The sequence below is a fragment of the Ralstonia sp. 25C genome (assembly GCF_051904805.1).
Classification (GTDB): Bacteria; Pseudomonadota; Gammaproteobacteria; order Burkholderiales; family Burkholderiaceae; genus Ralstonia.
Map to the genome: position 1 here is coordinate 852253 of NZ_CP196738.1, position 18604 is coordinate 870856.

An 18604-nucleotide genomic window follows, 5' to 3' on the forward strand; every position below is an offset into this window, starting at 1 on the left:
AATCGTCTCGAGGGTCCCCTAGCAAGAAGGACGCAGTTTGCATACCTTGGAGCAACAAAACGAAATATTGGCCCTTGCCGTGGCATGAATGCCCCCCTCGCTGCGTATAAGCGCGCGTCTCAACATGGCTTTCGCAACCCATCGAGGAAACCCATGAACCTATCCGACTTCATTGAGGCAAACCTCCCGGGTCTCATCGACGACTGGACGGAATACGCGCGCAGGATCAACGGCGGCCGCTCCCGCCTCTCCGAGCAGCAACTGCGCAACTCCGCACGCGACCTTCTCCTGCGGATCGCTGCCGATATGCGCGAAGGGCAGACCTCCGCACAACAGCACGCCAAATCCTGGGGCGATCGTGCGCCCTCGGCATCGGGCTTCAATGAAGCGGCCCACGAGCATGCAGACGACCGCCTCTCGCACGGCTTCGACATCAACGATGTGGTTGCGGAATACCGCGCCCTGCGCGCCAGCGTGCTGCGCCGGTGGCAGCAGGATCCGCAGTCTCACGCCCTCGCGCTGCAAGAGATGATCCGGTTCAACGAGGCCATCGACCAGATGCTCGCAGAATCGGTGCGGCAGCATGCCCAGCAAACCGAGCGCATGCGCGACCTGTTTGCCGGCGTGCTCGCCCACGACTTGCGTTCTCCGCTCAACGCGATCCTGGCTTCTGCAGAAACGCTGCTGCACGACGAAGGCCTGTCTTCGCGCAGCGTACGGGCGGTTGCATTCATCCAGCGCGGCGCGATGCGCGTGCAACAGATGATCGACGATCTGCTGATCTTCACACGCACGCGCCTGGGTGATTTCCTGCCCACCACGTTCAGCACCCAGGATATGGGGCGACTGTGCAGCGACGCCATCGACGAAGTCTGCGCGTCGTACCCCGAGGCGAAGATCGACCTGCGCCTTGCCGGCGAACTGCGTGGCAAATGGGACGGCAGCCGGATCGGCCAGTTGCTGGTCAATCTATTGGTCAACGCCGTGCGCTACGGGTCGGGAGGGGTCGCCATCGAAGCCGCCGGGCGCGAGGGGCAGATGACGATTGCCGTTTCCAACGAGGGCAACCCCATCCCGCCTTCGGCATTCCCCACCCTGTTCGATCCGCTCACCCGCGCGAAGCGGCCCGACCAGAGCGGGGGCGCCGCCGGCATCGGGCTTGGGCTGTATATCTGCCGCTGCATTGCGCAGGCGCATCGCGGAACGATCGATGTGCAATCGTCGGAAGATGGGACGACGTTTATTGTGCGGATTCCTTGTTCGGGGGCGGGTTGACGGGTCGAGTTGTCGTCCAGCCAGTTCTCCACTGATGAGGCCGCGACTAACTCATCTTGGTGGCGCTGCGCAAGGTCCTTGCCAAACTAATACGCGCGACCTTCGAATGGCGTTCGGCCATGGACCCCGTTTGCTATCTTGTTCGGCAATCGCTTCACACAGCCGCTACGCCCTTAACGATCGCAACCGCCTCGCCCACAAAATGCGGAGGGGCCTGTTCGTTGCTAATTGGATATCCCCGGCCCGCCTCCGGGGAAACCTCGTGCACCTATAGCCAGTCTTCGCCAGCCCGCGACGAGGACGCGTGTCAGGCGCCTGTTCTGCCTGCGGAGTAACTCCATTTCTCAAAGCTCCCGCGTTGGCTTCTTTTCAACCAAATCTAATTCCGCCTCCCCTTTCAGTGCAGCGCTGGAGTAGATCCCTACACCCTGGTTCGGTGTAATCCGGCTGTTCTCGTGCCCATACCCTCCTGCTCGACCCATGCGCGTCTGCACTGGAACACTTGTTTGCAGACGTTGGAAGCTCGCACCACTAACCTTGGTCGCGATCGTTTTGGCTTGCCGAGAATTGCAGTGCCAACGCAACACACAAATATCAAGAAGGGAGACACGCATGAGAGACATGCGAGCAGCACTGAAGGACGGGGACCGGACAACCACCGGTGGCGTGCTGATTTCGTCAGTGGTCGGTTGTTCGCATCATGGCGTCGCCGTGGGGCAAGAGGGGGACTACGCCACGTGTCCAGCCTGTAAGGCAGGCGGGCCGGTGTTTAACGACGCCTATCCTCACTTCACGCTTCAAAGCGGGAAACAAATCCTGGTGCGAGGCGCCAAGGTTATGTGCCGGTGCGAAAACAAGCCACTGGTGATTCCCTCGCAGCACACCATGAATATTGAGGTGAATAGACAGGGAGTGACCCAGTCCAGCGTTGGTCAACGAACATACGCCCCACCTATCGTTGGGCGGAGCGAATACGCCCCTCACGCCTCGGAAAAGGTCACCAATCAGCGGAGCAGCCTGGAGGATCATCCAGAGCTAATCTGCCCCAACATGTCCAATGCGGAGTTTGCTGAGTTGGTGATGAAGCGTTGCGCCGAATTGGCTAGACGCACTCAAGTCCGATTGAACGAGTTGAAGCGCTGGAACGCGCAAGACCAGAGCGGGGTTGTGTTGTGGTTCGGCGTTGCCGATAGCCAAACGCGACAAACGTTGCTAGATGGGCTTGGTCGCATGTTGAGTATATTCAAGACTTTGAAGCCCGAAAATTTCGTTCGTTGGTCAGAGACTTCGCTCACCCACGTAGGCTGTGCGCCAGGGCGGCCCAAAGGTGAGACCCGTCCGCTTGCCGCAGCGGTGTGCAAGCCAGATACAGCGACACACACCATCGCCATTGCACTGGAATTTTGCAAATTCCCGGAAGATGATGACATCAAAGACTCGCAGCTATTGACTCTAGCTCATGAGGTTTCGCATTTCCACGACACAATGGATACTATCGATGATTACTACAGCATATGGACATCAATTCGGTTGGCGAGAGAAAAATCACCGATATGCATTCGAATCGCGGACAGCGTTGCCGGGTATATTGTCGTTCATCGTACCTCGTTCCCTAGCGCTTTTGGCATGTCTTTTGATTAATTCCAGTGCATTCGCCTGTAAACCCGGAGAGTATTTCAACGCCAAATTTTCGGGGGAAAATGATTATTTGAGTGGACTAGAGGCAGGAAAGCTTGGCGCATGGTCCGCCGAGTTAAAAAAATACCCAAAGCATGAGCTCTTCGTTCTCGTTGGGTATACGGATGAAGCGGCGCCAAACGAAGCACTGGCAAAGCGCCGAGCACAATGGGTTAGAGATTTCTTGATTGGCACGGGCGAGGAAAAAAAGCGCGTTGTATATGGGGGTGCCGAAATCTTCAAGCCGGAAAAAATCGGGAAGTATAGCGACATAACAGCCTCGACGATCGCCATTGATTTTGTTCCTGGCTGCCCGAACCGATGCTGCATCGATCCAAGCAAAGAAACCTCTGGAGCCGAGGATAAATAGAATTTACATGGTGAATGCAATGCTGCGACCCCTCCTGGTTTTATCAATTTTATTGGCAGCGAATAGCTCATTTGCATGTATGGCGGGGGAGCAATTTCGAGTCCAATTCTCAGAAGCCGAAGATCGACTGAGCGGAGAAGAGGCGGGGAGATTTGGGTTTTGGGTGGCAGAGATGCAGAGAAAATACCCGAATCGCCCATTCTTTCTACTGATTGCATACCAAGACGAAGCGAAACCGGATGAGGCGTTAGCCGAGCGCAAAGGGAAGTGGGTCAGAGATTTCCTGATTCAGATGGGGGAGAGACCCGATGCTGTTGTTTATGGCGGAACTTCGATTTGGAAGGCAGAGAATGTCGGTCCATACAGCAGTTCTAGACCATCCACATTGAAGGTTCAATTGACGCCCGGGTGCCCGAATGATTGTTGCGAAGCGAAGGATGCCCCGTCCAAGAACGCTAGCGCTGGACTGACAACGTCATCTAGGAATCCATGACCCCGGTAGAACACAAAGAAATCTGCTCACTTGAGTTTCACTCCAACCTATATCTCTACGCCCTAGTTGCTCCGAACAGGAGGTCCACCGGCGGAGAGGAAGACGGTTGCGTGATGGTGACCTCTAAACTCGGGGATGCGCCCGGGATCATGACTTTCCTGTCTCCGGTCGACGCTTGGTTATATTTTGGCGATCAAGGAGCAGCTCCAGGCTTCCAGCCCGTGCCGTTCGAAACGGTCAATGCAAAAAACTTCTTACGCCTCAATCAAGGGATGCTCCGAGTGTTCATCTGTAATGGCTTTGCAGCGACGGGCAATGTGTTACGGACCAAACCAAACGACGGTGGCTTGATTCCCTCCATTTCGTACGAAGAGTTTTACTTGGACGAAGAGTCTCGCGATCACTTCGGCATCAATTTCTCCGATGGGCTTCTTGACGAGATTCAGAGCACGTACGATAGGTGCGGGCTCCATACGTTCCCGGACCACCTACACGAGATGAGGAACTGGAGTGCGGAAGAAAGCCGGCACGCATATGACGAAGCGGTGAAGTTCTTCCCGAAGACCAAGCCATGGTCCAACGAGAGCGAGATGACGCATACGGCAATCTATGATTCGGTCGCACTAGAGTGGCAATTTGTGCGGGTAGACGCTGACGTGGCTTCCTAGAGTGTGTGCAGCGGTTTAAGCGAATCGGCACATTCGTCGTTGCAGGACAAGCGCCCCGAGGCTTGGCAGCCTTGCGGCAAACAAAAAGGGCCGGCACCCTCAGTACCGGCCCTTCTTGTTCTTGCAGCAAACGCATCAGCGCATCAATCAACCCGCCTGACGCACCGCAGCGGTCTGCTCACCACGCTTGCCAAAGATCAGCTGCACCACCACCGCAACGATGATGTTGAACACCAGCGCAGCCAGCCCCGTATAAACGGTGTACTTATCCGCCCCAATCACAAAGGTGTGCACCGGCTTGATGCCATCAGAAAACGCCAGCCAGCTCCCCCCAATCATCCCCGCCGCCCAGCCGGCCAGCAGCGCCGGTGCGCTGAACCGGTTGGACCACTTGAACAGCGCAAACACCACCGCCGGGAAGGTCTGCACGATCCACACGCCGCCCAGCAGTTGCAGGTCCAGCGCGAACTTGGTGGGCAGGAACAGGATGAACACCAGCGCGCCCGCCTTGACGATCAGCGAGATCACCTTGGCGACCTTTTCCTGGCCGGCCGCGGTGATGTCCGGTGCCACGTACGGCTTCCAGAAGTTGCGCGTGAACAGGTTGGCCGCGCCAATCGACATGACGGCCGCGGGCACCAGCGCACCAATGGCGATGGCCGAGAACGCAAAGCCCGTGAACCAGCTGGGGAACAGCGCGTTGAACAGCGCGGGCACGACGTCGTTGTTGTTCTTGACGGCAATGCCTGCGGAGTAGGCCATGAAGCCCAGCAGCGCAATCAAACCCAGCAGCACGGTGTAGGCCGGCAGGAAGACGGCGTTCTTGCGGATGGTGTCTGCACTGCGCGCGGCAAAGATGCCGGTGAGCGTGTGCGGATACATGAACGCGGCCAGTGCCGAGCCGATGGCCAGCGTGGCGAACGGCAGGAACTGCGCGGGCTTGAGCGTGAGGCCCGTGGCGCCGCCCTTCACGGCAAACGCGTCGTGCGCATGCGCAAACACGGCACCGTAGCCGCCCAGCTTGGCCGGCACCAGCACCACCGCCACCAGCACCACGATGTAGATCATGATGTCTTTGACGAAGGCGATGAGCGCAGGCGCCCGCAGGCCAGCGGAGTACGTGTACAGCGCGAGGATGACGAAGGCGGCGGCCAGCGGCAGCTCGCCCGTCAAACCCAGCGCCTTGATCACGACCTCCATGCCGATGAGCTGCAGGGCGATGTAGGGCATCGTCGCCACCACGCCGGTCAGCGCCACCGCAAACTCCAGCGGGCGCGAGCCGTAGCGGCCATACACGGCATCGGCCGCCGTGACGTGGCCGTTGGCATGCGCCACCTTCCACAGTTTGGGCATGATCAGGAAGACGATCGGGTACACCAGGATCGTGTACGGCAGCGCGAAGAAGCCATACGCGCCCACGGCATACACGAGTGCCGGCACGGCGATGACGGTGTAGGCGGTGTAGAAATCGCCGCCCACCAGGAACCACGTGATCCAAGTGCCGAAGTTGCGGCCGCCCAGGCCCCATTCGTCAATGTGGGCGCCCTTGTCAGAGGTGCCACGCTGCCAGCGCGAGGCGATGAAGCCAAGCACCGTGACCAGCGCGAAGAAGAAGACGAAGACCGCCAACGCAGTCCAGTTGATTTGTCCGTCCATCATTCTTCTCCTTTGCGCTGACCGTTCTTGAAGACGATCCAGATCAGCAGCGAGGTGATCGGCACCCACAGGAACTGGTACCAGTAGAAGAACGGAAAGCCGAAGAGAGCAGGCATTTCCTGGTTGTAGAACGGCACCCACAGCAGGCCGATGAATGGCAGTGCGAGTAAGAACTTCATGGGTTGTCTCCTGATGTTCGGGGGACTTCAGTTGTTATTCGGATGTGTTTTGAACCGGTGAGGTGCCATGCAGGACAGGGCGCGCGGAGGGGCTCGCTGGGCGGTCTCCGTCTTGTCGTTGTGGGCGCACTCTGATCGCGCCCCTGCCGGAAGACCATCCGCACCTGTACCCACGCACCACACGTAGTCCTACTTAGAGCCGCTAACAAAACCGCCCTGGCGTCGTTGCGCCTCCTTGCCGTACTCGAGTACTGTCTGCGTCGGAACGCCTAGCCAGGACGGTTTTGTTAGCGGCTCTTAGCAAGCGTAGGCTTTTCGCGCCAAATAACCAATCGCTAAGCCGGGCGCGGGTTTCCTAGGGTTTTCACGAATTCCAGCGCACATTGCTGGCGGTGGATGCGTGAGGAAAATGCGCAAGCGGCGCACGGCGCGGCTTGCCGGCAAGATGGGCGAGCAGCAGCGGGACAAAAAAATCCCCGGCAGCGCCGGGGGTATTGGGTTACGCCCAAGGCGGCGCCGCGCATGCGCGCCACGTTGACAAGGGCGGAGGCTGTGCCTAAGCGCGATAACGGTGCGCAGCGCTGCCGAGCACCGTCATGCATAAAACCGCCGATCAAGCTGCCGATCAGGGCTTCGCCGAAGCCAGCACGTTGGGCAAGCGCGCGAGGATGGCATCGCGCGAGCGTACGCCCGTCGAGGTGGGCTCGACCTTATCGTCCTGGATCAGGTTCGCAAACACGTAGGTTTTGTCCCCGTTCTTCGCCCAGCCGACAAACCAGCCGTAAGCGTGCGCCTGGTCCCATGTGCCATCAGGCGACGTGTTGCCCGGCGCGGGCCCGGCCATTCCCGTCCTGCCCTGCACGGCCCAGCCGTCGGGCAACTGCCAAGTCTGCACGGTGCGGTTGACCATGTCATACGTGTGCGCCGACACCGGCAGTTGCCGGTTGACGAGCTTGCGCAGAAAGCCGATCTGCTCCTCGGGCGAAATCTGCAGCGACGAGGTAATCCACGAGCGGTCCATGCCATTGTTCTTGCCCGGGTCGCCACTCACGTCCATGTTGCCGTAGTCGAACTTGCGCACGTATGCGGCGAACGTCTGCGCGCCCATCGCATGCGTGATGCGCTGCGAATACCAGACCACGGAATATTTGAGCCACAGCGTCGGGTCGACGGGCTGGCGCCACGCTTCGCCACCCCAGTCGGGGTCACCGGGCTTGAAGTGCTCGACCGGCGTGTGTTCGTCTTTGAGAAAGCCATGGTCGAAGCCCATGACGGCCAGCGCCAGCTTGAAGGTGGAAGCGGGCGTCGCGCGCGCATCGCACTTGCCTTCGTGCAGCACGACCTTGCCGGTGGCCGCATCGGCCACGATGGTGCAGATGGGGTGCTCGGCGTGGGCGAACGTCGCAAGCGCAGCCAGCAAGGTGCCAGCGGCGGCGTGGTGGAGTTTCATCATGGGTCGGCCTTGTACGGGGGGAATGCGCGGCAGCATAGCAACACGGTGCTGTCGTGCGGACCGGACAAGGCGTAACGGCTGTAACGCTGGTGCTGAGGCGCGGGCGAAGTTGCCGGCCGCTCGGTTTCGCTGGATCCCACCCTGGGTGGGCGGGCCGAGCGATGTGGCGTGATATCAGCGGGCCAGCGCTGCAACCTCCGCAGCACTCAATGCACCTGTGTACACGCGGAAGTCCTGGACACGGCCATTGAACGATGGGTGTGCCCAATTGCGACCCAGGAAGGTGACCTGGTCGCCCACATGGCGCGGCGTCAGCAGGATGTCGTCGGACCTCCCCGCCTCCGTACCGTCAACGTACAGGCGGCAGGTGTTGCCCCGCAGCGTGACCGCCAGGTGGACCCAGCGGCGAATCGGCATGGCCCACGGCGCCGCCACAACCTGCGCATCTTTGAAAGTCGCGCCAAAGATGGAGAAGCACAGCGTGCCTGTACCAGTCTGCGGTGCGATGGCCATGGCTGCGTTCGCGTCCAGCCCCGCGAAGAACACGCAACTGTCCCAGTGCAACGCGTTCGCGTAGGCCCAGAAAGAGAGGCTGAAGTCGTCGAGGTCGCTAAAGATGCCCGACGGCAGTTGCAGGCCGGCCTTCACGCCGTCGAAGACGATGGCCTTGTCGTTGCTGCCGCGCCCGGCGCCCCAGGTCGCACCGTCCAGCAGCGTGCCCTCGATCAAGGTTTGGGTGCCGGCGGCGGTGAACAGCGCGCCGACCGTGCCAGTGCCATTCGGGTCGTTCAGCGGCAGCGACAGGCGCTGCTCGCCAGGCACGGCGATGCGGACCACGTTGGAGCCGGCGGTCGGCGCACCATCGCCTTGGGCGGTGATCTGGTAGAACCAGACGCCGTTGGGCGGTGTATCGCTGTAGGTGCGCACCTCGCTGGCCGACACCGTGCCCAGCAGATTGAAGGGGCCGTTGGCCTGGCTTGCGCGCTTGACCGCATACGAGGTCGCGCCGACGCTGCCCCACCACGACAGCACGACGTTGTCGCCGCGCAAATTGGCCGTGAGGCCGGACGGCGGCTTCATCGGCCCGGCATAGTCCGGCAGGCGATGGATCAGCGTCGGCCACCAGACGTCGTCGCTGCTGCCGCCGTACTTCGGCTCGACCTGCTTCACGATGCGCGAAACGTTCGGCGCCGCCAGACCCAGGCGGTTGACGTAGTGGTTGTAGATGGGCTCCCAGCAGTTACGGCCGTGCGTGCCGTAGTTCACCTGCGTCCAGAAAGACGGGTGGGGCTGCGACGGATTGTTTTCGCGCACATACGGCATCGGGTAGTTGACGCCGTTCTCATCCACCAGATTGGAGCGCGCCACGTACTCCGCCGCCGCGAGGAAGCGGTTGTTGTACAGCCCGTAGAGATCGTCGCCCTGCTTCCAGGCGATCTCCAGCAGGTCGCCCCCCAGCGACATGCCCAGCGTGGAGTGGCCCTGGTCGCGGCCGCTTTCCTCCCACTGCCCGAAATGACCCGGGTGCATGAAGTAGACGCCATGCCCGATGGCGCCATTGCCGAAGTTGCGGAGCTTGCCGCGGTTGTTGCCTGCGAAGCAGTCGTAGGCCAGGCGGTACAGGTCGGGCTTGTCGCAGAACACGCCGATGGCCATGGCGCCCACCATCGAAGCCATGTCCCAGTTGGCATGCGAGCCGATGCGCCCGTCGCTGAGAAAGCTCTGCGACACCGGGGCGAAAACGTTTAGCAGCATGTCCTGGAAACGCTTCAGGCCCGCCGGTGCCCAGCCCGGGTAGGTGCGCAGGACTTCGCCGATCTGCGCCAACTGGTGCCCCTGTATGCCAGCCAGGATGATGAAGGTGTGGTCGTCATGAGCGGTCGAGCCGGGCGGCACCGTTCCGACCTCCTTCAGGGTGTTCGCCCAGGCGTCCAGGAACTCCACCGCCTTGTCGGCATAACGGTTGTCCTGCGGGTCGGACAGCTTCCAGCGCAGGACCAGGGTCCAGGCGTGCCAGATGTCGCCGTACAACGCGTACTTGGTACTGTCGGCCCGGTAGACTGCGGGCTGCGGATTGGGCTTGGCGTTCAAGGAGGCGTTGGGCTCGGCGCACAGCGTGCTCCACCAGTGCGCCCACGGCTGCTGGCCGGCCTTGATGAGCGCGCGGATGCGGGTGAAGTCGTCTTCGGTAGCCAGCAGCCCCGGGTGGCGGAAGACGCCACTCACCGAGGCCGGCTCGGCCACGGGCGTGGGCGCAGGGGTTGGCTTCGTAGGTGCTGGAGCGCCCGGCGCCTGGCCTCCGCCGCCTCCCTTCTCCTGCGGCTGGCTTCCCTGTGTAGCGCCGTCAGAATCGCCAGCACCCCAGCTGCATCCCGGCAACAGCGGCAGCATGGGGAACAGCCCCAGGCCGAATGACAACGCGCGACGCACAGGATCCGGCAACTCCTCGAGCCTGGCGTGCTCAACGGACTTTTTGGACATCTTGATTGACCCGACTGTTTTTGTAGTGGCGCAACCGTAGGTCAGCGTGCGAACGCACGTCAACGCAATCGCCAAAGCGGTGAGGATTGTTGAGCCTTTGGGCGCAATCCTCTGCTGCGAGCTTCGCCAACGCCTGCCGGTGGGGAGTCCAAAGTGCGCTGACTGGCGCGTAGTCATCGCTCACGCGCCCGCAAGAACAATCCAAAAAGAAGGGCTTGCAAAATTCCTGGCGATCGGTAAAATGCGCCGCTCACCTAGCCCAGGTGGCGGAATTGGTAGACGCACTAGTTTCAGGTACTAGCGGGTAACTCCGTGGAGGTTCGAGTCCTCTCCTGGGCACCAAACACAGTCCCAAGCTGTTCTGGGGCGACAAAAAACCCGCGTGGCGATGAGCCTCGCGGGTTTTTTCTTGCCCGAAGTGAGGCGATCCGCTCTTGTGCAGGCATCGGCACGCGGCTGTTCTTGTAGTGCAAATGCGCTACATAAGCGCCCAGCCCGCGCCTTTACAATCGGCGCACTATGCAAGCAGTCCGCACCAGCTCGGAGCCGCCCCTCATTCACGTCGCCATCGTCGAGGACGACCCCGGCTTTAGCGAAGCCCTGAGCCGCGCCGTTCAGGCAGCGCCCGACATGCGGCTGGCCGGCGTTGCCATGTCGCGCGCCGAGGGCCTGGCCCTGCTGCAAGGCCCGCCGGCCGATGTGCTGCTGGTAGACCTCGGCCTGCCCGACGGCTCGGGCATTGATGTGATCCGCGCAGCGGTGCTGCAATGGCCGAGCTGCAGCATCATGGTCAGCACCAACTTTGGCGACGAGACGCACGTCATGTGTTCGATCGAGGCCGGCGCCGCGGGCTACCTGCTCAAAGACAGCTCGCCCGCCCGGATGGCCGAAGAGATCCGCAGCCTGGCCAGTGGTGGCAGCCCGATCAGCCCGATCATTGCGCGGCAGATCCTGGCGCGCTTCCAGCAGAGCCCCGCCAGCACCGCCCCGCGCTCTGAACCAGAACCGGCCATGGCCGATTCCGCCGCACCGCTGCTGTCGGCACGCGAGAAGGAAGTGCTGGACTACATTACCAAGGGCTTTACGACGCAGGAAATCGCCAAGCTGATGGAGCTGTCGCACTTCACGGTACGCAGCTTCGTGCGGCGCATCTACAGCAAGCTCAAGGTGACGTCCAAGGCAGAAGCCATCTACGAGGCAAGAAACCTCGGGCTGCTGGCCGATTAGCCCGCGCCGGCTCAAGAACCAGCAAGCATGTTGCTGACCCCCCCTTTGACGGGGGTTCCCAAGCCGTGCGCAAACGCATCTCATATTGGCCCGTGCACTCCACCGAGCGTTGCGACACGCGCCTTGCATGAGAACCTCTCCTGCGTCCCTCTTTGCCAAAGCGGTGTTCGTCTTTTCGGTGGCGCTGCTCGCCATTGTGGGCATGTTCTATTCCGAAGCCGGCAGCGAGCCATCGTCGGCGCAGAGCCTGCATCTGACCCAGATGGATTGGCAGACCACGGATGCACCGGGCTTTCAGGCGCCGCCGGCCACGCTCGACAGCGGGGCCTTGCCCGATGGCTGGCAGCATGCCGCGCTGCCGTTTGCGCCGTCGATCGCGCTGTTGCGCCAGGCCGGCGCCAAGGCCGGGGCCCGGATGGTTCACACAACGTGGCTGCGGGTTCCCGTACCTGCGTGGCCGGCAATTTCAGGCCCCCTGGCGTTGTACGGTGTGCGCATCAAGACCGACGGGACGATCGCGGTGTACGTCAACGGCCAGCTCGTGCATCGCGCGCAGGAGCAGGGCCCGCTGTGGAACAGCACGCGTACGCCGCTGTGGGTGGCGCTGGATGCACCGACCAATGGCACACCCGTGCGCGAGATCCTGCTGCGACTGGAGCACACCCAGGGCACGCAGATCGCGGTCTCGTCGCTATGGCTGGGGCCCAGCAAGGCGCTGAAAAGCCGCTACAACATCCGCCAATGGCTGCAGCAGGAATTGCCGGCCGTGCTGAGCGCCGCGTTCCTGGCAATCGGCATCTTTGCGTTGTTTGTCTGGTTTCGGCGCGGCCATGAAACCGCGTACCTGCTCTTCTTCAATCTGTCCGTCACCTCGTTCCTGCGGGGTCTGCATTTCTACGTGGCGCAGCCGGTGGCCAATGACTGGTTTGCCTGGCTGACCGTCAACTCGCTGCTGTGGCTCGTGCTGGTGGTGCACTTCTTCCTCTGCCAGCTGCATGGCCGGCCGGTGGCGTGGTTCACGCGTACGTTCGTTATCGTGACCAGCGTGATTGGCGTGCTGACCTTGCCGATGCTGGCCGTCCTGCCGAACACGCCGAAAGTCACCCCGCTGATCTACCCGATTGCCGCGCTCATGGGGGCGGCGGTTGGCGTGGTGGGTGCCGTCAACGCCTGGCGCCGCTCCAACGAAGGGGTGCTGGTGGCCATTGGCGTGGGCCTCTGCACCTTGCTGGGCGTGACGGACTGGCTGCTGCAGAACAACTTCAGCAGCCCGGAAGGCTGGTACTTCGGCGCGTACACCAACGCCATCACCTTCGGCATTTTCGGCACGCTGATGTATCGGCGCTACGTCAACGCCATCAGCGAGGTCGAGCAGGCCAACGCCAACCTGGCGCAGCGCTTGAAAGCGCGCGAGGCCGAACTCGAACTCAGCCACCAGAAGCTGCGCGAAGCCGAACGGCAGCGCACGATCAGCACGGAACGCCAGCGCCTGATGCAGGACATGCACGATGGCCTGGGCGCGTCGCTCATCAGCGCGATTCGCTCGGTAGAGCACGGCGCCGTCAGCGAGGTGCAGATCTCGCAGATCCTCAAGGGCTGCCTGGATGACCTGAAGCTGACCATCGATTCGATGGAACCGGTTGAGGCAGACTTGCTGCTCTTGCTGGCCACGCTGCGCTTTCGCCTCGAACCCCGCCTGGACGGCACAGGCATCGCCCTGCTGTGGGAGGTGCGCAAACTGCCGACGCTGCCGTGGCTGGACCCGTCGAGCGCGCTGCACATCCTGCGCATCGTGCAGGAGAGCATTGCCAACATCCTCCACCACACGCGCGCCAGCGAGATCCGCGTCGGCACTGCCGCAGAGCCGGATGGCGTGCGCGTCATCATTGAAGACAACGGCGGCGGATTCGACGTGGAAAATGCCCTGCACGCTGGCAAGGGCCATGGCTTGAAAAATCAACAGCGCCGTGCCCAGGCGCTTGGCGGTGCGGTCGATTGGGTGTCGGGACCGGCAGGCACATGCTTTACGCTGTGGCTGCCGCTGGAGCGCAGCACGTAAGCCACGGCCGCCGTGGCTGTCGGGCGCGCACTGCGTGTTCCCGCTGTGCAGTGCGCGCCGCAGCTCTCCCCCGTTTTGATCGTCGCCGTGGCTTTTTTTTTCTTCGAATCGGCCCAGCATAGTGGGATCGCCCCGACTCGTCTGTGGAACAAATGTGCTACACGGCCGCGCGGTCGCTCAGAACCGTTGCTGAAGTTTCACGCTGCCGGTGTGCGACATGAAGCCTTGGCCAACCTGAAATGCATAACGCGCCGACAGGCTCAGGTTGTTCGCCCGCAGCAGCGTCACGCCCAGTGCCAGGTCGGCCAGGTTGCTGACTGGCGTTGCCCCCACAGTCGAAAAGGGGGGCTGGCCGGTCGCCCCTCAACTCAAGTTGGCACCACTGCACTCAGACCCAGCAGGGCCAACACCGCCGCAACGCATTCCGCGGGCGATTGCGCGCCGGCATCCAGCGTCAACTCGGGATGCAGCGGTGGCTCGTACGGGTCGTCGATGCCGGTCAGGTTGGCAAGCGTTCCCGCCCGTGCCTTCCGATACAGGCCCTTCGGGTCGCGCGCCTCGCACACCGAGAGTGGCGTCGCGACATGCACCTCGAAGAAGCGCGAAGCACCGACGATCTGGCGGGCACGTTCGCGGTCTTCGCGGTAGGGGGAGATCAAGGCGGCAATGGCCCACGTGCCGGTGTTGTTCATATGCGCACACCACTGCGCCACGCGGCGGACGTTCTCGCTGCGGTCTTCTCTTGAGAACCCGAGATCGGCGCAGAGCTGCTTGCGCACGGCATCGCCATCGAGCACACGGCAGCTCACGCCCTTGGCCGTGAGCGATTCAGCCAACGCCAGCGCCAGTGTCGTCTTGCCGGCGGCGCTCAGCCCGGTCAGCCAAAGCGTGGATGGAAGCTGTTGCATGTCATGCCCCTGAGCGTGTTGTGCAGGTGGGTGCGCGTGTCAGCAGCGCGGGCCATTGTCTGGCCCAATCGCCGTCGTGTGCGAGACCCGGTACGGTGTCGGCGTGTGCGCATCCGCCACCCGATGCGCGCATAAAGCGCTGCGCCACTTCCGGCGGTACCACGGTGTCGTCCGCACCGCTGAAATGCAGCTGCGGGACCGCTGCCACGCGGGCTGCGGCGTCGATCGGGTTCAGGGATTCCGGCATCGGCGAAACGGCGTGCAGGCGGTTGACGAACTCCGTATCCAGATTGCCCGCCACGGTGCGAATGGAGGCGATGTCCCCGCGCTGCGCGGCAATCAACACCGCCACCGCACCGCCGCCGGAATAGCCCACGAGGTGAATCGGTTGGCCCGGCACCTTGGCGGCGAAGCGGCTGACGGCCTCGCTCATCGATGCCACCACTTCCGGGGCGAACCGCTTGCTGGTCCAGTACGGTGCGGCACACCGCGGGTTCTGTGCCATGGGCGTGAACTGGCATGGGCGTGCGAGATACACGACGTTCGGTGCCGGGTCCGCGGCGGCCAGTGCAAGACCCGTGGCTTTGCGGGGGGTCGGGTCGGCCGACGGCTCCGTGCGTGAAACCCACGCGAGGCCATCGCCCTCGATATAGACAGTCAGCGGTTGGTCCGCACGCGTGATGCGCGCGAAGGCGGTCAGCACGAAGGCGTCCGTCCTGACCGGCTCACGGTGCAGTTGAACCGGCGCCGCCAGCGCATCGGCATGGGCATCGCGGTCGAGTGTCGTGCAATCGGACAACAGGCAGCACGCCGCGACCAGAAACAGCGCGGCAATCGCAGGCCGCGCCGTCCACCCCCGATGCAGCAGGGCCGTCATGCGTGCACGCCCGTCATCTGCGCCAGTGCCTGCGCCATGTCACCCATGACGCTGCCCCAATCGCCGCGCGATGGCTGGCGGAACAGGCGCACGCTCGGATACCACGGCGTGTCGCTGCGGTTGAGAAGCCAGCGCCAGTCCGGCACGAACGGCAGCATCACCCACGCAGGGCGGCCCAGCGCACCGGCCAGATGCACCGGCGACGAATCCACCGAGATCAGCAGATCGGCCACCGCCAGGATGGCGGCCGTGTCTTCAAAGTCCTGAATCTCATCACTGAGCGACACGACCGACATGCCCGGCGGCAGCGATGCGGCCTGCTGCGCCGCCGGCCCTTTCTGGATGGCGAGGAAGGTGGCATCGGACCGGCCCAGCGGCGCGAGATCCGCCAGCTTCATGGATCGGTTTGCATCGTTGACGTGCGTGGGACGCCCGGCCCACACCAGCGCCACCAACAGGTGCGGCAGCCCGGCCAGCCGTGCCTGCCACTTCGCCACGCGCGCCGGGTCTGCCGACAGATACGGTATTGCGCCGGGCAAATGCTCTAGCCGCAAACCCATCACCATCGGCAAGCTCATCAGCTCGCAATGCAGGTCGAATGCGGGCGGTAGGTTGCCGCGTACCGTGAGCGCGTCGAAGCCGTGGTAGCGGCTGGCCAGCGATGCGCTTTCGGCGTTCACCTCCAGGATGACGCGTGCGCCGCTGCGCTCCTTCGCCCAGCGCACCATGCGCAGGAACTGGAACGTATCGCCATAGCCCTGCTCGTCATGAATCAACAGCGTCTTGCCGGGAATGGGCTGGCCGTCCCAGCGCGGGCGCTGCACCTTGCGCTCGATGGCGGCTGTGTGCGGCATGCCGTAGCGGTGGTGATACTCGCGCCAGCCACGCTCAAAGTGGCCTTGCAGCAGCAGCGTTTCGGCCAGGTTGAAGCGCGCGGTGAGGTTGCCGGGCATGTTGGCCACCAGCATCTCTTGAATGGCCTGCGTCTCGGCAATCTGCCCTTGCGGGCGAATCGCGTCGGCCAGCAACTGCCACAGCACCAGCGGCCCGGTGCCGGAGGCCAGCCACGGGCGTACGAGTGCCTCGGCTTCGGTCAAGCGTCCATCGGCCAGCAGTGCCCGACCCTGACGCTCCACCATGGCGACGTCCACGGTGTTCATGGTGCGCTGATCCCGAGTGCCGCCAGCAACGGCCCGAGGTGGCCGGCGTGCTTGTGCCAGCGCCCCTTGGACGTGGCGTAGATCGGCTGGCGTACCTGGTTGACGCTGGCGGTGCGCACGACGCGGCGGCTGTCATAAAAGCGCAGGCACGCGTCTTCCCATGGCAGGCCGACGAAGTCGACCAGACGGCGCGCCTCGTGCTCCAGATTGTCGACCACGGCTTCGTAGTCCACTTCGATCAAACGATCGGCCGGCAGCACCAGGCGCCAGTGCGCCATCAGCTTGGCGTAGGCGCGGTAGAACTCGCCCAGTTCGGTCTGATCGTAGGTGAACTGCTGCTCGCCGGCGAACAGCTTGGTGTAGCACGACAGGCAGGTATCCACCGGATCGCGCCGGCAATGGATGATGCGCGCCCCCGGCAGGATCAGCGGGATCAAGCCAGCGTAGAGGAAGTTGGCGGGCATCTTGTCGACCAGGCGCTGCTTGCCCGGTGCCAACGGTGCCACGCGGGCGAGATAGGCCTGCCCCAGGCGCGCAAGGTCATCGCCCGAAGCCGAGGCGAAGGCGTCGGGAAACGCGCCACTGCCTTCCACCAGCAGGCGCAGCGTCGACAACTCGCCTGCACCATGCACCTGCGAATGCGATGCCAGAATTTGCTCGACCAACGTCGTACCCGAGCGCGGCATGCCGATCACGAACACAGGCAGCTCGGAGGGATCGGCGTTTTGCGCGGTGCGCGCCATGCGCTCCGCCGTGAAGGTCTCGGCAATGCGTAGCAGCCAGTCTTGCGTGGCGGCCGAGTTGTAGGAGAACGTCGCGCGCTTCTGGCGGTTGGCCGCGTCCAGATGCTGGAATGCGCGTGCGCCGTCGCCAATGTCGAGCCACGCCTTGCCCAGCGTGAAGTGCGCCAGGATACGGTCCGCCGAGGCGCTGCCGTTGCCTTCGGCTACCACGGCTTCCATGGCCGCGATGTCGGGGTCGCCTGGCTGGAAGGTCTTGGCGTCGGCACGGCCCGCCAGCGCACGCAGCGAGCCCGGATACACGGCGAGCGCACTGTCGAAAGCTTCCATGGCGTCAGCCTTGCGGCCGGTTTCCATCAGCAGCGTGGCACGGCCGATCAGGGCGTCTTCCGCCACCGTGCCCGGCAGCGCTGCGGCTTGCTCGTAGGCGGCCAGGGCCTCGTCAGACCGGCCCAGCGCTTGCAGCACCTGGGCGAGCACGTTGTGCGCTTCTGCGCTGCGCGGCGCTGCGGCAACGGCGTGCCGGGCGATGTCGAGCGCCTCGTCGGCGCGTTCAACCAGCTTCAATGCCTGGGCGCGCGCGATCAGGCCGGAGACATGCCCCGGCGCGAAAGCGTGCAGCGCATCCAGCACGCGCAGCGCTTCGTGGTAGCGGTGGCGCGAGACTTCCACGTCGGCGAGGTTCAGGTAGGCATCGGCCAGGCGCGGATTCAGGTCGATGGCGTGGCGTGCCTCGGCAGCGGCTTGGTCAAACCGCCCCTGCGCGTTGAGCAGGAACGCGTAGTTGCTATGTGCCTCGGCATAGGTCGGCTGCAGGGACAGCGCGCGGTGATAGTGCGCCTCGGCCCGGTCCAGCCGACCCAGACGGCGGAAGGTATTGGCCAGGTTGTTGTGCGCCTGCGCCGAATCGGGCGTGAGCGCCACCACGCGCTCCAGGCAGACGAGGCTCTGCTCCAGCTTGCCCGATTCCTGCAGCACGATGCCAAGGTTGTTCCAGGCCGACACCAGCGTCGGGGCCATCGTTACGGCGCGCTGGGCGGCCTCTTCGGCCTCAGCCAACAAACCCCGCTGGCGGTACATCTCGGCCAGGTTGCTCGAATACACAGCCGGCGCGCGCGGTGCCAGACAGGCCTGGCGCACATGGGCGATCGCCAGATCCAGGTTGCCGTAGGCATGCGCCATCAAACCCAACAGATGCAGGGCGTCGGCCTGCCCGGGCCAGGCGGTCAGCACGCGTTGGCAGAGCAGTTCTGCCTGGTCGGCCTGGCCGGCGTCCCAATGCGCATGTGCTCGGCTCAGCGCTTCCGGAAGGTTCAGTGCGCCGGAAGGCGCAGACGCGTTGGACATGTCGATCTCTCACAAATATGCAGCGACGCAGTAT

General features: G+C 63.2%; 14 protein-coding genes, 1 tRNA gene and 1 pseudogene. 7 read left to right on the forward strand and 9 right to left on the reverse strand.

What is annotated here, in order from left to right; genetic code table 11:
- Positions 1-153: 153 nt before the first annotated feature.
- From ACS7SF_RS22285 to ACS7SF_RS22300, 4 genes are all read left to right on the forward strand, one after another.
- Complete coding sequence (locus tag ACS7SF_RS22285; protein ID WP_439894297.1) at positions 154-1275, forward strand: ATP-binding protein; 1122 nt, start codon at positions 154-156, stop codon at positions 1273-1275.
- 621 nt (positions 1276-1896) lie between these two features.
- The gene (locus tag ACS7SF_RS22290; protein WP_439894298.1) at positions 1897-2916 is read left to right on the forward strand and encodes a hypothetical protein; all 1020 of its coding nucleotides are present in this window, start codon (positions 1897-1899) and stop codon (positions 2914-2916) included.
- Positions 2909-3322 carry a hypothetical protein gene (locus ACS7SF_RS22295; RefSeq protein ID WP_439894299.1) on the forward strand — a complete coding sequence of 138 codons (414 nt, stop codon included), beginning with the start codon at positions 2909-2911 and terminating at the stop codon, positions 3320-3322. Before ACS7SF_RS22290 ends, ACS7SF_RS22295 begins: the two co-directional genes overlap by 8 nt.
- A gap of 489 nt (positions 3323-3811) precedes the next feature.
- Positions 3812-4483 (forward strand): hypothetical protein, encoded by a 672-nt coding sequence (locus ACS7SF_RS22300; RefSeq protein WP_439894300.1) that lies wholly within the window; start codon positions 3812-3814, stop codon positions 4481-4483.
- A gap of 147 nt (positions 4484-4630) precedes the next feature.
- Here ACS7SF_RS22300 and mctP read toward each other — a convergent pair whose 3' ends face one another.
- From mctP to ACS7SF_RS22320, 4 genes are all read right to left on the reverse strand, one after another.
- Positions 4631-6139, reverse strand: coding sequence for a monocarboxylate uptake permease MctP (gene mctP / locus ACS7SF_RS22305; RefSeq protein WP_439894455.1), 1509 nt, complete (start codon positions 6137-6139; stop codon positions 4631-4633).
- Positions 6139-6318 (reverse strand): DUF3311 domain-containing protein, encoded by a 180-nt coding sequence (locus ACS7SF_RS22310; protein WP_439894301.1) that lies wholly within the window; start codon positions 6316-6318, stop codon positions 6139-6141. Before ACS7SF_RS22310 ends, mctP begins: the two co-directional genes overlap by 1 nt.
- A gap of 625 nt (positions 6319-6943) precedes the next feature.
- Positions 6944-7771, reverse strand: coding sequence for an OXA-22 family class D beta-lactamase (gene blaOXA, locus ACS7SF_RS22315; protein WP_439894302.1), 828 nt, complete (start codon positions 7769-7771; stop codon positions 6944-6946).
- A gap of 174 nt (positions 7772-7945) precedes the next feature.
- Positions 7946-10252, reverse strand: coding sequence for a LamG-like jellyroll fold domain-containing protein (locus ACS7SF_RS22320; RefSeq protein ID WP_439894303.1), 2307 nt, complete (start codon positions 10250-10252; stop codon positions 7946-7948).
- Positions 10253-10509: 257 nt separating this feature from the next.
- Between ACS7SF_RS22320 and ACS7SF_RS22325 the strand changes: the two genes are divergently transcribed.
- From ACS7SF_RS22325 to ACS7SF_RS22335, 3 genes are all read left to right on the forward strand, one after another.
- A tRNA-Leu gene (locus ACS7SF_RS22325) sits at positions 10510-10594 on the forward strand.
- A gap of 177 nt (positions 10595-10771) precedes the next feature.
- Entirely contained in the window at positions 10772-11479 is a 708-nt protein-coding gene (locus tag ACS7SF_RS22330; protein WP_439894304.1) for a response regulator, read from the forward strand.
- Between the two features lie 127 nt (positions 11480-11606).
- A complete protein-coding gene (locus ACS7SF_RS22335; RefSeq protein ID WP_439894305.1) occupies positions 11607-13538 on the forward strand; it encodes a sensor histidine kinase in 1932 nt (643 codons plus the stop codon).
- A 177-nt stretch (positions 13539-13715) separates the two neighbouring features.
- Here the strand turns inward: ACS7SF_RS22335 and ACS7SF_RS22340 are convergent.
- The 5 genes and pseudogenes from ACS7SF_RS22340 to ACS7SF_RS22360 all read right to left on the reverse strand — a co-directional run.
- Positions 13716-13898: pseudogene (locus tag ACS7SF_RS22340) on the reverse strand (hypothetical protein); the annotation flags it as partial.
- Between the two features lie 8 nt (positions 13899-13906).
- Positions 13907-14446, reverse strand: coding sequence for an adenylyl-sulfate kinase (gene cysC, locus ACS7SF_RS22345; protein WP_439894306.1), 540 nt, complete (start codon positions 14444-14446; stop codon positions 13907-13909).
- A 1-nt stretch (position 14447) separates the two neighbouring features.
- Positions 14448-15323 (reverse strand): alpha/beta hydrolase, encoded by an 876-nt coding sequence (locus tag ACS7SF_RS22350; RefSeq protein ID WP_439894307.1) that lies wholly within the window; start codon positions 15321-15323, stop codon positions 14448-14450.
- Positions 15320-16483, reverse strand: a complete 1164-nt coding sequence (locus ACS7SF_RS22355) for a glycosyltransferase family 9 protein (RefSeq protein ID WP_439894308.1) — start codon at positions 16481-16483, stop codon at positions 15320-15322. The genes ACS7SF_RS22350 and ACS7SF_RS22355 overlap by 4 nt, the downstream gene beginning before the upstream one ends.
- Positions 16480-18570, reverse strand: coding sequence for a sulfotransferase (locus tag ACS7SF_RS22360; RefSeq protein WP_439894309.1), 2091 nt, complete (start codon positions 18568-18570; stop codon positions 16480-16482). The genes ACS7SF_RS22355 and ACS7SF_RS22360 overlap by 4 nt, the downstream gene beginning before the upstream one ends.
- Positions 18571-18604: the final 34 nt, after the last annotated feature.

Excerpts from the sequence above, each read along its gene's own strand:
- ACS7SF_RS22320 (WP_439894303.1), bottom strand. The coding sequence starts at position 10,252 with ATGTCCAAAAAGTCCGTTGAGCACGCCAGGCTCGAGGAGTTGCCGGAT.
- cysC (WP_439894306.1), bottom strand. The coding sequence starts at position 14,446 with ATGCAACAGCTTCCATCCACGCTTTGGCTGACCGGGCTGAGCGCCGCC.
- ACS7SF_RS22335 (WP_439894305.1), top strand. The coding sequence starts at position 11,607 with ATGAGAACCTCTCCTGCGTCCCTCTTTGCCAAAGCGGTGTTCGTCTTT.
- ACS7SF_RS22330 (WP_439894304.1), top strand. The coding sequence starts at position 10,772 with ATGCAAGCAGTCCGCACCAGCTCGGAGCCGCCCCTCATTCACGTCGCC.
- mctP (WP_439894455.1), bottom strand. The coding sequence starts at position 6,139 with ATGGACGGACAAATCAACTGGACTGCGTTGGCGGTCTTCGTCTTCTTC.
- ACS7SF_RS22355 (WP_439894308.1), bottom strand. The coding sequence starts at position 16,483 with ATGAACACCGTGGACGTCGCCATGGTGGAGCGTCAGGGTCGGGCACTG.
- ACS7SF_RS22285 (WP_439894297.1), top strand. The coding sequence starts at position 154 with ATGAACCTATCCGACTTCATTGAGGCAAACCTCCCGGGTCTCATCGAC.
- ACS7SF_RS22350 (WP_439894307.1), bottom strand. The coding sequence starts at position 15,323 with ATGACGGCCCTGCTGCATCGGGGGTGGACGGCGCGGCCTGCGATTGCC.
- blaOXA (WP_439894302.1), bottom strand. The coding sequence starts at position 7,771 with ATGATGAAACTCCACCACGCCGCCGCTGGCACCTTGCTGGCTGCGCTT.
- ACS7SF_RS22360 (WP_439894309.1), bottom strand. The coding sequence starts at position 18,570 with ATGTCCAACGCGTCTGCGCCTTCCGGCGCACTGAACCTTCCGGAAGCG.
- ACS7SF_RS22310 (WP_439894301.1), bottom strand. The coding sequence starts at position 6,318 with ATGAAGTTCTTACTCGCACTGCCATTCATCGGCCTGCTGTGGGTGCCG.
- ACS7SF_RS22300 (WP_439894300.1), top strand. The coding sequence starts at position 3,812 with ATGACCCCGGTAGAACACAAAGAAATCTGCTCACTTGAGTTTCACTCC.
- ACS7SF_RS22290 (WP_439894298.1), top strand. The coding sequence starts at position 1,897 with ATGCGAGCAGCACTGAAGGACGGGGACCGGACAACCACCGGTGGCGTG.